The 15,702-nt window shown below is 64.2% G+C and carries 12 protein-coding genes; 4 read left to right on the plus strand and 8 right to left on the minus strand.

The genetic code is table 11. The features are described from left to right. Positions 1-23: 23 nt before the first annotated feature. Genes radA through PHI64_RS17515 form a run of 3 tightly spaced genes read right to left on the minus strand, consistent with a single transcriptional unit; the run spans position 24 to position 3,404 of the window. Complete coding sequence (radA, locus tag PHI64_RS17505) at positions 24-1,400, minus strand: DNA repair protein RadA (RefSeq protein ID WP_299885491.1); 1,377 nt, start codon at positions 1,398-1,400, stop codon at positions 24-26. A 5-nt stretch (positions 1,401-1,405) separates the two neighbouring features. After that, positions 1,406-2,485, minus strand: coding sequence for an alanine racemase (gene alr / locus PHI64_RS17510; protein ID WP_299885494.1), 1,080 nt, complete (start codon positions 2,483-2,485; stop codon positions 1,406-1,408). Between the two features lie 4 nt (positions 2,486-2,489). After that, the gene (locus PHI64_RS17515; RefSeq protein WP_299885497.1) at positions 2,490-3,404 is read right to left on the minus strand and encodes a LysR family transcriptional regulator; all 915 of its coding nucleotides are present in this window, start codon (positions 3,402-3,404) and stop codon (positions 2,490-2,492) included. Between the two features lie 126 nt (positions 3,405-3,530). On the opposite strand from PHI64_RS17515, the gene lplT reads away from it, so the two are divergent. Beyond that, positions 3,531-4,793 (plus strand): lysophospholipid transporter LplT, encoded by a 1,263-nt coding sequence (lplT, locus tag PHI64_RS17520; RefSeq protein ID WP_299885499.1) that lies wholly within the window; start codon positions 3,531-3,533, stop codon positions 4,791-4,793. A gap of 23 nt (positions 4,794-4,816) precedes the next feature. Here lplT and PHI64_RS17525 read toward each other — a convergent pair whose 3' ends face one another. From PHI64_RS17525 to PHI64_RS17535, 3 genes are read right to left on the minus strand one after another with little or no spacing between them, the layout of a single operon-like run. Continuing rightward, positions 4,817-5,476: a response regulator transcription factor gene (locus PHI64_RS17525; RefSeq protein WP_299885502.1), complete on the minus strand. Its 660-nt coding sequence runs from the start codon at positions 5,474-5,476 to the stop codon at positions 4,817-4,819. Then, on the minus strand, positions 5,473-6,807 hold the full coding sequence (locus PHI64_RS17530) for an ATP-binding protein (protein ID WP_299885505.1): 1,335 nt from the start codon (positions 6,805-6,807) through the stop codon (positions 5,473-5,475). Before PHI64_RS17530 ends, PHI64_RS17525 begins: the two co-directional genes overlap by 4 nt. A 60-nt stretch (positions 6,808-6,867) precedes the next feature. Further along, complete coding sequence (locus PHI64_RS17535; protein ID WP_299885508.1) at positions 6,868-9,372, minus strand: TonB-dependent receptor; 2,505 nt, start codon at positions 9,370-9,372, stop codon at positions 6,868-6,870. 315 nt (positions 9,373-9,687) lie between these two features. On the opposite strand from PHI64_RS17535, the gene PHI64_RS17540 reads away from it, so the two are divergent. From PHI64_RS17540 to PHI64_RS17550, 3 genes are read left to right on the plus strand one after another with little or no spacing between them, the layout of a single operon-like run. Then, positions 9,688-10,446 carry an energy transducer TonB gene (locus PHI64_RS17540; RefSeq protein ID WP_299885511.1) on the plus strand — a complete coding sequence of 253 codons (759 nt, stop codon included), beginning with the start codon at positions 9,688-9,690 and terminating at the stop codon, positions 10,444-10,446. Between the two features lie 52 nt (positions 10,447-10,498). Next, positions 10,499-11,227 carry a MotA/TolQ/ExbB proton channel family protein gene (locus tag PHI64_RS17545; RefSeq protein WP_299885514.1) on the plus strand — a complete coding sequence of 243 codons (729 nt, stop codon included), beginning with the start codon at positions 10,499-10,501 and terminating at the stop codon, positions 11,225-11,227. After that, positions 11,224-11,643 (plus strand): biopolymer transporter ExbD, encoded by a 420-nt coding sequence (locus PHI64_RS17550; protein WP_299885517.1) that lies wholly within the window; start codon positions 11,224-11,226, stop codon positions 11,641-11,643. The genes PHI64_RS17545 and PHI64_RS17550 overlap by 4 nt, the downstream gene beginning before the upstream one ends. Before the next feature lie 104 nt (positions 11,644-11,747). Here PHI64_RS17550 and PHI64_RS17555 read toward each other — a convergent pair whose 3' ends face one another. Both PHI64_RS17555 and PHI64_RS17560 read right to left on the minus strand, forming a co-directional pair. After that, positions 11,748-13,286, minus strand: a complete 1,539-nt coding sequence (locus PHI64_RS17555; protein ID WP_299885520.1) for a sensor domain-containing diguanylate cyclase — start codon at positions 13,284-13,286, stop codon at positions 11,748-11,750. After that, positions 13,286-15,702 (minus strand): cadherin-like domain-containing protein (locus PHI64_RS17560; protein WP_299885524.1); only part of this gene is annotated, 2,417 nt, incomplete at its 5' end. The genes PHI64_RS17555 and PHI64_RS17560, both read right to left, overlap by 1 nt.

Below are 15,702 nucleotides of genomic sequence, written 5' to 3' on the forward strand. Positions count from 1 at the left end.
AAAAGGCATAAATCCGCAGTCCGTCAGCCGTTCGCCAGCTCCCGCAAACGCTCCAGGGCTTCCTCTATGCGCTCCACGGCGATCACCTGCATCCCGGCAATGTCCTGCTTCGGCGCGTTGGCACGGGGCACCAGGGCCACGGTAAAGCCCAGTTTGGCGGATTCCTTGAGGCGCTCCTGGCCCCGGGGAGCCGGGCGGATCTCGCCAGCAAGGCCAACCTCACCGAAGACCACCAGCTGTCGTGGCAAGGGGCGATTGGTGAGGGAAGAGACGATGGCCAGCAGCACAGCCAGATCGGCTGCCGGTTCAGCGATCTTGACGCCGCCGACGGCATTCACAAAGACATCCTGGTCAAAGCACACGACGCCCGCGTGCCGGTGCAGCACGGCCAGCAGCATGGCCAGGCGGTTCTGCTCCAGCCCCACCGAGAGCCGCCGCGGGCTCGGGCTGTGGGCGCTATCCACCAGGGCCTGGATCTCCACGAGTAGCGGCCGGGTGCCCTCCTGGGTGACCAGCACGCAGGAGCCGGCTACCTGCTGTCCGTGCTGGGACAGGAAGATTGCCGAGGGGTTGGAGACCCCCTTTAGCCCCTTCTCGGTCATGGCGAACACCCCCAGTTCGTTCACCGCCCCGAAACGGTTCTTGAAGGCCCGCACCAGCCGGAAGCTGGAGTGGGTGTCACCTTCGAAATAGAGCACAGTGTCGACGATATGTTCGAGAACCCTTGGCCCGGCCAGGGCGCCGTCCTTGGTCACATGGCCGACCATGATCAGTGTGGTACCGCTCTGTTTGGCAAAGCGCGTCAACTGGGCCGCGCATTCCCGCACCTGGGCCACCGAGCCCGGGGCTGAGCCGAGGCTTTCGGAGTAGATGGTCTGGATGGAGTCCACGACCGCCACGTCGGGTTTCAGATCCCGCAGGGTGCCGAGAATGCGTTCGAGGTTGATCTCGGGCAGGAGTTGCAGGCCACCTGCCTCCAGTTGCAGGCGCCCTGCCCTCAGTGCCACCTGCTCGGCTGATTCCTCACCGCTTACATACAAGGCCTTGAGATGCCCCGAAAGCAGCGACAGAGCCTGCAGCAACAGGGTTGACTTGCCAATGCCCGGATCACCGCCGATCAGCACGACGCCGCCTGGCACCAGCCCGCCCCCCAGTACCCGGTCGAACTCGTCGATGCCCGTGGGCACCCGGGGTGACTCCCGGGGGCTGATGTCGGCCAGTGTCTGCAGGCGGCCGCTGTCGCCGGCCAAGGCGCTGAAGCGCTTGGCGACAGGGGCTTCGGGCTCGATCACGGACTCGACGAGGGTGTTCCAGGCTTTGCAGTGGGGGCATTGCCCCTGCCAGCGGGGCGATTTGCCTCCGCACTCAGAACAGACGTGCTCGGTCTTTGCCTTGGCCATCCGCCCTACCCCTTCAATACGCGCACCGGAACCCGGGCTGCCAAGGCACAGAACAGCTCATAGCTGATGGTGCCGGCGGCGTTGGCTACCTCGTCGGCGGCCAGCCCGTCGCCCCACAGGGTTACTGGAGAGCCGACGCCCGCTTCGTCCAGATGGGTAAGATCGCAGGCCAGCATGTCCATGGACACACGCCCCAGGGTCCGGGTGCGTCGCCCACCTACCAGGATCGGCGTGCCGGTAGGTGCATGGCGGGGGTAGCCGTCAGCGTAGCCGCAGGCCACAACCCCGATACGCATCGGCCCGGGCGCCTCGAAGGTGCCACCGTAGCCTACCCGTTCGCCGACGCTCAGGCTTTGCACGCCGATGATCTCGCTGTTCAGGGTCATCACCGGCTTCAGCCCCAGGGCTTCGGCGCTGTGCAGGTCGGGCATGGGTGAAGCGCCGTAAAGCATGATGCCCGGCCGCACCACCTGCCCGGCCGCTTCGGGAAAACGCAGCAGAGCCGCCGAATTGGCCAGGCTTACGGGCAGATCGAGCCCCTTGGTGCTGGCTCTGAAGCGGGCCATCTGCGGAGCGATGCCGGCCTCGTCATCGGCCCGGGCAAAGTGCGTCATCAACGTGATGCTGCGCACCCAGGCCAGGGCGCGGAGGCGCGCCAGTACGGCGCCCAGGGCATCGCCGGCAAAACCCAGGCGGTTCATGCCCGAATTGATCTTGAGCATCACGTCGATGGGGCTGCCAAGCGCGGCTCTCTCCAGCATAGTCAGCTGGGCCTCGCTGTGAACGGTGGGCGTCAGGCCCAATGCGACGATATCGGTCAGATCCGAAGGTTCGAAAAACCCCTCAAGCAGCACGATGGGCTGGGTCAGGCCCGCCGCCCGTAGGGCCCGTGCTTCGACCAGATCGAGCAGGGCAAAGCCGTCGGCGATCGGGCCCAGCGCTTGAATGACATGGTTCAGGCCATGCCCGTAGGCGTTGGCCTTGATAACTGCGTAAGCTTTGGCCTGCCCAGCCTTGCTGCGGGCGAGAGCGTAGTTGTGACGCAGGGCTTCCAGATTGATGGACGCGCGAATCGGACGAGGCATGGTTTCAGGCTTTATCAGTGGCGCACATGCGGCCGATTTCCTCGGTGACGAAATCGGCGAAGGTATTGACCAGACGGGAGCGGAACTTATCCTTCAACAGGATGACTTCCAGCGGGGTGTACAGCCGTGGCGACAGGGGCACGCCCACCAGCCTGCCAGCGGTAACGGCGCTACGGATGGCTGCGCTTGAGGCGATGGCAATACCAAAGCCCTGGGCCGCCATGTGCTTGACGGTGGACAGGCTGCCCAGTTCGGCGGCCACATTCAGGTCCTCCTGGGGAATGCCCGCCGAGTTGAAGAACTGATCCACGAGATCGCGGATGGCGTTGCCGGGCTCCCGGTGCAGGAGCGGATAGGCCACCAACTGCTCTGCCCGTACCGACTTGGCGGTGGCCAGGGGATGGTCGGGAGCAACGATCAGTTGCAACTCGTCGCGGCCGGCGCTGCGCCTGTCCAGGGTGGGCTGCTCGGTGATGATCTCTATCAGGCCCACATCGAGGTTGCGGTCCATCACCCTGCTCTCGATGAGCTGGGAATTGCCGACCGAGACCCGGGGCACCACCCGCGGATAGCGCCGCTTGAAGCCTTCGAGCAGGTAGGGCAGCCAGTAGCCGGCGATGGTGGTGCTGGTGCCCAGATGCAGAATGCCGGAGAGCTCGTCGGTGAGTTCGGAGACCCGGGACTCGAGTTCTTCGGTGAGGCCAAGGATGCGCTCGGCGTAGGCCATGACCAGCTCACCGGCAGAGGTGAGGGTGACCCGCCCGTGGCCCCGGTCAAAGAGCCGGGTGTTGAACTGCTCTTCCAGCTGCTTGATCTGGAAAGTCACGGCGGGCTGGGTCATGAACAAGGCTTCTGCAGCCCGGGTGAAGGACCCGTGCCGCGCCACCGCGTGGAAAACCTGGAGACGTCGATCGGCCATGGTTCATAAATCCGGTTTATGAGTACCCCATTGAATCACAACATTGATCCGTCCGCCAGAACCGACATGACCTTCGTGGTATAAAGCGCGGTCCGTCAAATTCACCGAGCTTCCATCTCCCCTGCGATGCCCTTCGGTTTCTACATGATCATGGCGGCGCAGTTCTTCTCTGCGCTGGCCGACAATGCCCTGTTGATCGCCTCCATCTATGTACTCAGGGAGATGCAGGCCCCCCAGGAATACGAACCGCTGCTGAAGCTGTTCTTCACCCTGTCGTATGTGCTGCTGGCGGCCTTTGTCGGGGCGTTTGCCGACTCCATGCCCAAGTGGCGGGTCATGCTGATCAGCAACACCATCAAGATCGGGGGTTGTTCGCTGATGTTTTTCGGGGTGCACCCCCTTGCCGCCTACGCCATCGTCGGGCTGGGGGCGGCGGCCTACTCCCCGGCCAAATACGGCATCCTCACCGAATATCTGCCCCATCGCCTGTTGGTGGTGGCCAATGGCTGGATCGAGGGCCTCACGGTTGGCGCCATCATCCTGGGCACACTGGTAGGTGGCCTGCTCATCAAGCCGTCTTTCTCCCAGGCCCTGCTGGGCTTTGACCTGCCCTTTATCGACACCGGCGTCGACACCGTTCCCGAGATGGCCTTGTGCGTTATCGGCCTGCTTTACCTGCTGGCTGCGCTTTTCAACCTCAAGGTGCCGGATACCGGCGTTGACCACAAGGTTCTGAAGAAAAACCCGATTTACCTCATTCACGATTTCAACCATTGCCTCCGCCTGCTGTGGCGGGACAAGCTCGGTCAGATTTCCCTCGCCACCACTACCCTGTTCTGGGGCGCTGGCGCCACCCTGCAGTTCATCGTGATCAAGTGGGCAGAGCAGGCCCTGCACCTGGATCTCTCCAAGGCCTCGATGCTGCAGGGGGTGGTCGCCGTCGGCGTGGCAATCGGTGCAGTGATGGCTGCGCGCCTGGTGTCCATGCGCTCGTCGGTCAAGGTGATCCCCCTGGGGATCGCCATGGGGGTGATCGTCAATGTGATGATCTTCGTCACCGACATGAGCCTGGCCATGGTGCTCATGGTGCTGATCGGCGGCCTCTCCGGCTTCTTCGTGGTGCCCATGAACGCGCTGTTGCAGCACCGGGGGCACATCTTGATGGGAGCGGGTCACTCCATCGCCGTACAGAACTTCAACGAGAACCTCTCCATCCTGATCATGACCGGGATCTACGCTTTCCTGATCAGCTCCGGCGTTTCCATCAACACGGTGGTGGTGGCCTTCGGGCTGTTTGTGGCTGGCACCATGTACATGGTCAAACGCCGCCACGCTGCCAATCAGCGCGAGTTCGATTCCGTTTCCGAACTGGATGACGTGCGCCACTGAGGCGCAGCCCCGGCCATCAACAGCTACTCGCTACCGTCTAGAAGCCGATGGGCCTCGGCGTGACGGTACATGTCCAGGGTGGTGGCCAGCCCGGTCTTCTGGCGGATGCCGGTCTGGTAGTTGGCCACAGTCTTGGCGCTGAGAAACAGCCGGGTGGCGATTTCTTCCACCGTACGTCCGGCTGCCAATAATCTGAAAATCTCGAACTCCCGGGGTGACAGGATCAGATGTGCAGCCTGCCCTCCCTCCCCCGCCAACGCGCCGGCGATGTCCGGTGACAGGGCCCGCCCTCCTCGTGCCACCTGGCGTACGGCGTCAATGAGGGCGTCGGGCTCGCTGCTCTTGGTCAGATAGCCGTCGGCTCCCGCTTTCAGGGCCTGGGCAACCATGGCGGGATTGTCGTGCATGGAGAAAATCAGCACTTTGAGTTCCGGCCGGCGTGCCTTGACCCGGGCCAGAGCTTCAAGCCCGCCACGCCCTGGCATTGATAAATCGAGCACCAGCACATCAGCCTGGTGGCTTGAAAACCACTGGCAGGTCGAGTCACTGTCACTGAAGTCAGCCACCACCTGCATGTCGTCTTCGAGTTCGAGCAGCCGACGATAGCCAGTGCGGACCACCGCGTGATCGTCGGCCAGCACCACCCTCAGCACGCCCGGAGAGGCCTCCTGCGCTGCACTCATGAGGGCTCGCCAAGGGGCAACTGCACTGACAGCCTTAGCCCCGGACGCGTGGTTCCAGACTTGCAGGGGGCGATCTCGAGCTGGCCACCCCGGGCCCAGACCCGTTCGCGGATACCTGCCAGGCCATTGCCGTGGCTCATGGCAGCTTCGGGCGAGGCCATGCCCACCCCGTTATCGGAAATCTGCCAGCGCAGCAAGGTGGGGGTTTCGGGGTCGATGCAGACCACGATATCCACCTCGGAGGCCTTGGCGTGGCGGGCAATGTTGGCGAGAGCTTCCTGGGTCATTCGGTACACGATCAGGCTGGTTTCACGGGGCAGGCACAGGGAGCCCGGTGTCACCGTGAGGTGGAAGCGGGTGTCCTGCCCGGCCGAATCCTGCCAGCTTTTCACCAGTTCGTGGAGCAGCGGTTGCAGGTCGACACGGGTATGCCCCGGTAGGCTGCCGGCGTCGGGTTGCAGGTGGCGCAGCAAACAGCGGATTTCCCGATGGATTGCTGCCGTCTGCGATTCCATGTCGCGCACCGCGGCGTGCAGACGGGGGGCTTCAGTGGTCTGGCGCAGCAAATAGGCAATGTTGGCGCGCAGGGCCGTCAACCCCTGCCCCAGGTGTTCGTGGAGTTCGATGGCCAGATTCGCCCTTTCGTCTTCCTGAAGCGTCTGCATTTGCAGGGACAGGTGCTTCTGGCGGGCCTCCGCAGCGGCCAGCGCTTCTGCCAGGTGATTGAGCGCACCGGCAATGTGATCCAGTTCGCGCACCGGCAGGCGTGGTAAGCGCGCGCTGAAATCCTGCTTGCGAAAGGCGGCGATGGCTCCGACGATGCCCCGGAGGGGGCCAAAGGCGTAGCGCACTGCGGCGTAGAGGCCGGCCAGCATGGCCAACCCGTAGGCCAGGAAGAGCCCGGCCATGCCGATGATGTCAGACACCGCCTCTTCCTGCTCGCTGGCGGGATTGGCGATCAGGGTAGCCTGGAAGCGGCTGCCGTCACTGCGCTGCAGGAGCATCCGCGTACGCCCCGCCATGGCATCGGATACTGTGGGTGCCGCGGGGATAAGGATCTGACCAGTCCCATCCTCGAGCTGGAAATCCAGGTGGCGGAGGTTGCCCGAGCGGCTGATGCTGCGCAGCTTGTCCAACTGGCTATCGAGGGACTCCGGGGCGATGTTCTGTAACGCCGACAGTTCGCCGACCAGGTGGGCAAGTTGGTCGGCACCTTGGCTTTCCCGGCGGATGTCGCCCTGGGCGCGCAGGGTCGCCACGGCCAGAGCGACCCCGAAACAGGCCACGAAGATCCACGCTGCGCGCCGCATCAACAGGCTGGTCATGTCCATGCGTGGTCGCCCCCTGACGAAAAACGGGCTCCCGGAGGAGCCCGCGCTGATGAAAAGGCCTCAGAGGCTGTAGCGCACGCCGATCCAGGCTGTCCGGGGAGCCCCGGGGGCGTAGAAGGTAGAGCCCACTTGCGGGTACTCGCCACCCACTTCGCCAAAGGGCCGGGCCACCACGCCGCCCGCTGCCGAGAAGGCCGTGGAGCCGAGCTGAGCGCCGGTGGTGTACTCCCGATCAAACAGGTTGTTGATCTGCCCGAAAACCTGGAGCTGGCGGTTTACCCGGTAGCGGGCGCTCAGATTGAGCACGGCGTAGCCGGCGGAGCGCCCGGAGCCCAGGTAGTAGCTGCCGTCGGGCTGGTGCTGGTTGTTTTCATTGCCGCGGGCGTAGGAGCCCGATACACCGATCAGGTCGGCCCCCATGGAGAAGGCCGGGGTGAAGCGGTAGTCGGCGGAAGCCTTGAGCAAGTGCCGGGGGATCAGCGGAATGCGGTTCCCCTTCTTGATGTCGATAGTGCCTTCGAGGCCCGGGCCTTCTTCGTTGGTGCTGTTGCCCGCGCCACCCACCTCTTCGGACGAACGATAGGTGGCGTCGAGGAAGGTGTAATTGACGGCCAGGCTCAAGGCGCCGATCTCGGTGCTCGCACCGGCCTCTACACCCTGGCGGCGGGTTTTGCCGAAGTTCTTGAAATAGCCGTAGCCCAGCTGATCATCGGCCACGAACAGGATGTCGTCGTGGCTGGTGGAGCGGAAGAAGCCCAGGTTCCAGCGGCTGGATGCGTCGAACTGCCCGCGCAGGCCCAGGTCCCAGGTCTTGGTGACGACTTGCTTGAGGGGCGGGTCGCCGGCCATGGCGTTGGGCAGCTTGCAGGGGTTATCCGGGTTGGCGCAGCCCAGCTCGATGGCGGTTGGCGTGCGGCTGCCTTCGTTGTAGCCGGCGTAGGCGTTCCAGCGGCGTGACGGGGTGAAGGTGACGCCGACGGCAGGGTTGAAGCGGTTGAAGCTGTGGTTGCCGTCCAGGGAGTCGGAGCCGCCGCCCGGGTTCAGATTGTCCCGGTTCTTGACCGTGCTGCGGTTGTAACGCCCGGATACGGTGGCGTGCCAGTAGTCGTTTAGCGACAGGGTATCGGTGGCAAACACGCTGATGGTGCGGGTACGTCCATTGAGACTGACGCGGGAATCCAGCGCAGTCTCCCCTTCACCGGCGTTCTGGCTGCCGTCGGCCCAGGCGTTGACCGGGGTCACGCTGCGGTCGGCGTTGATGTATCCGTACTGGCCGGATTGCTGGAAGTGCAGATTGCTCTGATCGTAGCCGGCGCCGACGATGAAGAGGTTCTTGCGCCCTGCCAGCTCCCCCGCCACCGATGCCTGCCCCGACATGCCGAAGTTCTCCTGGTCTGTGCGGGAGCGGTTGATCAGGCCCGTGCACTTCTCGTTGGGTTCATCGGCCAGAAGTGCATTGGCGATGCAACGCCAGTAGGGAAAGGGGGTGTTTGCCGCATTGGCGCCGCTGGTGGGGAAGCCGCTGTAGCCGGCCGCCGTGAGTGCGTTACGTTCACTCAGGGTGGGCTGATAGATCGAGTTCTCCAGGGCGTTTTCGTTGATGTCGCCGTTGTAGGTGGAACTGGTGATCTTACGATAGTAGATATTGCCCGACAGCAGGGTCTGGTCGTTCACGCTGTGCTTGCCGGTCAGGTTCAGGAACATCGACCGGTTCTTGGTGATGTCGGGCTGGGTGTAGATGCTGCTGTAGTCCTGCTCCAGCAGGCGCTTCTCCTGCAACCCGTTGCCGTTCATCTTGTTGTCGGCGTAGGCCACGCTCAGATCGAGGTCGGTGCGGGCGTCCTGCCAGCCGAATTTTCCGAACACCTGGCGCAGATCGGACGGTGAGTTGGTACGCCAGCCGTTCTCATGGAACTGGTTGGCAGTAATGAACCACTCCAGCCCCTGCTCATTGAAGCCGCCATGTTCGAACTCCACGGCCCGCCGCCCGTAGGAGCCAGCGCTGGCCTGCACGGAGGTGCCGGCGTGAGTACGCCCTTCCTTGGTCTGGATAGCCAGGGCGCCGCCCAGGGTGTTGAGGCCGAACAGGGGGTTGGAGCCCGGCATCATGTTCATGGATGCAATCGCCGAACGGGGGATCAGATCCCAGCTCACCACATCACCGAAGGGCTGGTTGATGCGCACCCCGTCGAAGTACACCGACAGGCCCTGGGGCGTGCCCAGCAGCGGCGACGCGGTGTAGCCCCGGTAGTTGACGTCAGGCTGGAAGGGGTTGCCCTGAGTTTCGTTGATATGCACGCCGTTCAGGCGGCGGTTCATGAAGGCGGAGATGTCCAGCGCCATGCTGTCGTCGATCTCCCGAGCGCTGAACGACTGGACCGGTGCCGGGATGTGGCTGACCGGCTGTTCGAGGCCTGGCAGGGGCGTCTGGCCGATCACCGTCACGGTGGGCGCCGTGGTCTGCACGCTATCGGCGGCTTCGACGCCAGTGGCAAAGGCGGCGGCAAGCGCCAGCACCAGGGGGCGCACGCGGGGATGGAACGAGGGGGGCAGATGGCGTTGCATGAAGGGCAGTCTCCATATTTTTTCGATGGGTTGGAGCCTACCGGCGTGCTCCTCCTGCGACCATGGGAGAAATTCCCGACCTGCCGCCCTCCCCGCCAGGACAGCCCTTTCCGTGCTTATCGGGTTTGGTGCACAGCCCGGCAAATTCCGTTGACGCATCGCAGCACAGTCAATAAAATGCGAATTGTTCGCATTTGTATTTGCGTAGTGCCTGCCTGGCCGCGCAGCGGTGCTACTCTCAGCCAGCCAGCCACTTGCCCGCCAGTGCATGTTGCAGGCAAGCCAGGAACACACCTTCACTGGATGGAGATCGACATGAATCTTGCCCTCACTGCGCAGGGCCCCGCCGGGGTGGATTTGCCCGCGCCCTTCCTGGTCCAGCAGCGGGCCGGCACCGCCGCAGGGGGAAGGCGCCGCGCTGCCGCTGGTGTCGGCGTCGCAACGTTGATCCATCTGGGATTGCTGGCGGCCGTTGTGCACACCCTCTCTCAGAGCAGCCTTCCGGTGGTCATCCCGCCCCAACCCGTGATGACGGTCAGCCTCGTTACGCCCGAGCAGCAGAAGCCGGCTCCCACGCCTCGCCAGGAGCCGGTAAAAGTCCCCGAGAAAAAAGTCAAGCCGACAGTCCAGCCCAAGACTCCGACTCCTCAGGTGCGCCAGAACACCCCGCCGGTGCTCACCTCGGCGGCCACCGCCAGTAATCCGGTGGAGGCCACCGCCCCCGCGGCACCGCCAGCACCGGCTGCCGCACCGGCGCCGAGCCCGGCCCGTGAGGCCCCTGCGGCCGTCGTTGCCCCGCGTTTCGATGCGGCCTACCTGTCCAATCCCATTCCGGAATATCCCCGTCTGTCCCGCCGCATGGGTGAGGAAGGCCGGGTGATGCTGCGGGTGCACGTCGGTGCCGATGGCAGGCCCCTCGAAGTCACCATCGCCAAGAGCAGCGGCTTTACTCGCCTCGACGAAGTGGCACGCGACACGGTGCTGCGCAGTTGGCGCTTTGTCCCGGCTCGCCAGGGCGATCAGGCGGTGGCCGGCACTGTCCGTGTCCCCATCGATTTCTCTCTGAATTCCTGACCCTTTTCCCTTCTCGCCTTCCCATCAGGCTCATCCCCGCAAAGGAACTCTCATGAACGAAAACACTTTCAGCATCGGCCAGATCTGGGCCCAGGGGGATGGCGTCTCCCACGCGGTGGCGATCATTCTGGTCGTCATGTCCCTCGCCTCCTGGTCGGTCATCCTGGTCAAGGCCTGGGGCCTGATGCAGCTGCGTCGCATGAGCGTCGGGGCAAAGAAGTTCTGGCACACCACCAGTTTTGACGAAGGCATGGCTGCCCTTGAGCCCCGTCAGGCCGACAACCCGTTCCGCGATCTGGCCAGCCGCAGCACCGAGGCCGTCACCCACCACGTCAATCATCAGAACGAACTCCACGGCGTCCTCAACCTCAATGACTGGGTTACCAGCACCATGCGCCAGTCCATCGATGACACCACCAGCCGCATGCAGTCCGGCCTGTCCATCCTCGCATCGGTCGGCTCCACCGCGCCCTTCATCGGTCTCTTCGGTACGGTCTGGGGCATCTACCACGCCCTCATCGGTATCGGCGCCGCAGGCCAGGCCACTCTCGACAAGGTTGCCGGCCCTGTGGGCGAATCCCTGGTGATGACGGCGGGCGGTCTCGCGGTGGCCATCCCGGCGGTGTTGGGTTACAACGCCCTGGTGCGTGGCAACAAGGAGATCCTGGCCCGCCTCAAGCACTTCGCCCATGATCTGCACGCCTACCTGGTGACTGGCGGCAAGGTCCGCAAGAACCCGGCCAGCGTCCATCCCCTGCCCGCCCGGAAGGAAGCGCAATGAGCTTTCAGAGCAGCGACTTCGACGACGACGGGGACGTGATGTCGGAAATCAACATGACGCCCCTGGTGGACGTCATGCTGGTTCTGCTGATCATCTTCATCATCACCGTGCCGGTGATCAATCATGCGGTAAAGCTCGACCTGCCCAAGGCCAGCAGCCAGAAGGAAGAGGTCAAGCCGGAAAAGATCAGCCTCTCCATCAACGCTGATGGTGGCCTGAGCTGGAACGGCGAGAGCGTGGCCCTCGACGCCCTGGATGCCCGCTTGGGCGCCACGGCTGCGCTGCAGCCTCAACCGGAGCTGCACCTCCGGGTGGACAAACACGCCGAATACGACCACGTGGCCCAGCTGCTTTCGGCGGCCAGCCGGCATGGCCTGGGCAAAGTAGCCTTCGTGACGGAGCCGGGAAAGAACTGACCCAAAGTCCCGCTGGCAGCCAATGGCCGGAAGCCGCATCCCTGTCGATGCGCCTCCGGCCATTTTTCGGTTGGCTGCGCCGGCTTGTGGGGGATGGCGGTGCGTCAGTGTTCTGCGCCCACCGAGCGCTCGCCGGCCCACAGGGACACGCGGTTGCGGCCGTTCTGCTTGGATTGATAGAGGGCGTTGTCGGCCTGGTCGATGAGTTCGGCTGGGTCTTTTGCGCCGAGGCGGATGGAGGCCACCCCGAAGCTGGAGGTGATGCGGATGCCCGGAATGTCGCGCACCGCTGCACCCGCGTGATGCTCGATGGCCAGCCGCAGCCGTTCGGCCACGTCCAGCGCCTGCTCAGGAGTGGAGCCGGGCAGCATGATGCAGAACTCCTCGCCGCCGTAACGGCACAGCATGTCCACCTCGCGCAGCTCCGAGCCCAGGCACTTCGCTACGGACTTGATCACCTGATCGCCGACCGCATGGCCGTAACGGTCGTTGAATGACTTGAAGTGATCAATGTCGCTCATGATGCAGCACACTTCTTCGCCATCTTCCTTCAACTGGGCATAAAGCGGGTCGGCGCTACCGAAGAAGGCGCGGCGGTTGAGGCAGCCAGTCATCGGGTCTCGGGTGGCCAGGCGATGGAGCTCTTCGTTCTGACGACGGATCTCTTCTCGGGAGCTCTCCAGATCCGTCAGGGTGACAAGCAACTGGTCGTTGATGCGATGAAGCACCGTCACATCGGAAAAATTTACCAGGCAACCGCGCAACCGGTTGTGTCCATCAAGAATCGGTGAGCAGCCGACGATGGTTCGGACCGGCTCTTCTTCATCGGGGCGGGCGATCTCCAGGGTTTCGTCACCGATGTTGGTGCGTGAGGCCATTGCCCGGGACCAGGGGAACTCGTTGGGCGCCAAATGAAAGCCTCCCACCAGCCATTCCATTTCAACCACTGGCTTGCCGGTGATCTCCTCCTGGGCCCGGGGGTGGAGATTACGGAATGCCCGGTTGGCCAACACCACTCGCCCTTGTTTGTCCAGGATCAGCACGCCTTCGGCCAGGGTGTCGAAGGCCGTACGTACCCGGTCTGGAATTGCAGTAGATGGATCAAGGTACTCCAGCACCCGCCGCATGTAGAGATAGAAGGCCAGGAAGCTTCCCAGGCCAATGGTGACAAGGGCCACGAGGGGCGGATGACTGAGCCATCCGGAAAGGGTTTCGGGCAGCAAGGGGCGAAAGCTCAGCTCTACTTCGCCCCAGGGCTTGCCGTTGGAAAGGACGGGTACGCGGACCTGGGTCAGGGTGGACGATCCATCCTCCGGCGGCTGCCAGTAGCGATCGTGTTCGCCGGCGCGGGCAACAATGCCACCATCGTACTGCCGCACCGCGAGGGAGCGCAGCTCCTTGTTGCGGTTCAGCACCTCACCGAGAGTCTGCTGCAGGGTGGAGATATCCCCGGCCTGCAGCAATGCAGCCGACTGCACGGCCAGGCCTTCACTGATCTGCTGACGGATCTCCCGGGCCAGATCCGCCCGGTCGGGGATCAGGCCAAAGACCATGTCGACCACCATCAGCGTGGACAGCACCAGGGCCACGAGGCCCAGGGCGATCCGGGAGATGGGGTTGAAGCTGGGAAACGGAATCTTCATCAAGCGAGCCCTTCTCTCTCCTGGTCGAACAAATCGGCTGCGCCTATTTCGTCCCGGGTCATTTCGTCGTCCATCTGGCGACCCCAGTCCCGCTCGTCCTCGTCTTCGGGGCCCAGTACCGGCAAGGGGTCGAAGGTACGCCAGGCCGGGGCCACCATGAGCAGGCTGGCCACCAGGCCACCGGCCCGGGTTGCCCACCACACGGCCCCCACCGACAGGACGATGCCCGAGAGCTCCACCGCACGCAGCGCCATCTGGACGTCGGCGTAGGGCTCGGCAAGGGGCACCTGCTTGGTGCGATCCGCGTCGCCCCGTGACCCGGCGGAGCTGCTCCCGCTTGCCGGGTCCTGGCCGCTGAGCATGAACTCCATCAAGGCGCCATCCGGGCTAGCGCCCAGGGTGAGGGTGATCTGGGCCTGGGTGAAGCGCACCAGGGACGCGAGGGGGTAGCGACGGTTGGGGCCCGTACCGTCCGCCGCATCATTGCGCTGCAGCCCGTTACCGCCCTCCCCGTCCGCCGGGTTGTCCATCAGGGTCAGGGGAGTACTGCCGAGGCCGGGCGACGCCGGCTTGGGCAGCGTGGTGGCTGCGGGCGCCGGCGTTGTGGGCGTGCTGAGTACGGGGCCGGGCAAGGGGGCTGCCGTCGGCAGGTCGCCGGTCGTGATTGAGCCGGCGGGTGTGAAGCCTATGGTGGCAGTCAACTCGTTGCCGTCAGTCTGGCCATCGTTGACCTGCAGTACCACCACAGGCTTGTCGGCAAAGGCGTCGTGGCGGAAGACGACACGGCCGGCCAGCAGATCGGCCTGGGAGAAGCCGGACGCCGGCTGGCCGGGGGCGGTGCTCAACTCGAAGTGTCCGTGTTCAGTACGGATGACGGTGTAACGCAGATCGCCCTGGGCGGAGTCTACGTCGGTGGCCCGGACGGCATCGCCGGCCAGGGTCACATTACCGCCCGAGTTCACCTGGAAGCTGGCCTTGATCAGGCTGGGGGCATCATTGACGGGGGTCACGGTGAGCCTGACCTGCACCGCTTCCCCGATTTCCTGGCCATTGGTCGGCCGGTAGCTGAAACTGTCGATGCCGTTCCAGTCGGCATTGGGGGTGTAGCGGAAGCTGCCATCTGCGGCCAACTCCAGTCGCCCGTTGGCCGGCCCTTCCACCAGCTCGGCGCTCAGGCGCATGCCATCCGGGTCAGTGTCATTGGTCAGCACACCGCCCTCGCCTACCTGCAGGGTGTTGTCTTCGTCCACGGTGTAGGCGTCTTCGACGCCCACCGGGGTGTCACTGACTGGTGTGACGTTGATGCTCAGGCTGTGACTTCCGGCTTCGGTATCTACGCCGCCGTTTGCCGTACCTCCGTCGTCCCGCACCCGAAAGCCCAGGGACGCGAAGGCCATCCCGTTTTCATCGGCCGGCGGGGCATATCGGAGCAGCCCCGCTGCAATGTCTGCCGCTGCGATCCATTGCCCCGCAGCGACGCCCTGACCATTGAGGCTGAGCACGCCACGCGAAGGCAGACTGACGATCTGCACGGCGGCCAGGCGGTTGGCGTTGTTGTCGTTCGGGTCGGAGAAGCCGAAGTCGCCGACGCTGAAAGTGTGGCTGTCGTCCTCGTCCAGAACGATGCTGCCATTGCTGCCCTGAGGGGCTTCGTTGATGCCCGTGACATGGACCGTCAGGCTCTGCGTGGTGTTCAGGATGCCATCCGATACCTGGACGATCACTTCGTAGATATTGTTCCTTCCCGCGTCGGCCGGCCGCTCGAAGTCGGGTTGCGCCACGAAGCGCAGCACTCCGCTGGCCGCATCGATGGCGAAGTGGGCAGCATCGGCACCACCGACGATGCTGAAACTCAGGGTCTGCGCGGGCTGGTCGGCATCGGTTGCGGTGACGGTCATCACCGCTGTGGTGTTCTCGGCGACGCTGGCCGTACTGTTGCTGGTGATCAGTGGAGGGCTGTCATTGGCCGAATACACTGTCACGGCGATGGCCTGGGTATCGGTACTGCCCTGATTGTCGGAGACCTGAACGATCACGTCGTAGACGTTGTTGCCGCCGGCATCGGTGGGCGCTTCGAAGTCGGGGGCGACGATGAAGCTGAGGGCGCCCGTGCTGGCGTTGATCTGGAAGTGGGCGGCATCGGCACCGCCGACGATGCTGTAGGTCAAGGTCTGTGCAGGCTGATCGGCATCGGTTGCCGTCACGGTCATTACGGCCGTGGTGTTCTCGGCGACGCTGGCCGTGTTGCCGCTGGTGATGACCGGGGTGCTGTCATTGACCGATGTGACCGTCACGGCGATGGCCTGGGTATCGGTACTGCCCTGATTGTCGGAGACCTGAACGATCACGTCGTAGACGTTGTTGCCGCCGGCATCGGTGGGCGCTTCGAAGTCGGGGGCGACGATGAAGCTGAGGG

The sequence above is a fragment of the Zoogloea sp. genome (assembly GCF_028689785.1).
In the GTDB taxonomy this organism is placed as follows: Bacteria; Pseudomonadota; Gammaproteobacteria; order Burkholderiales; family Rhodocyclaceae; genus Zoogloea.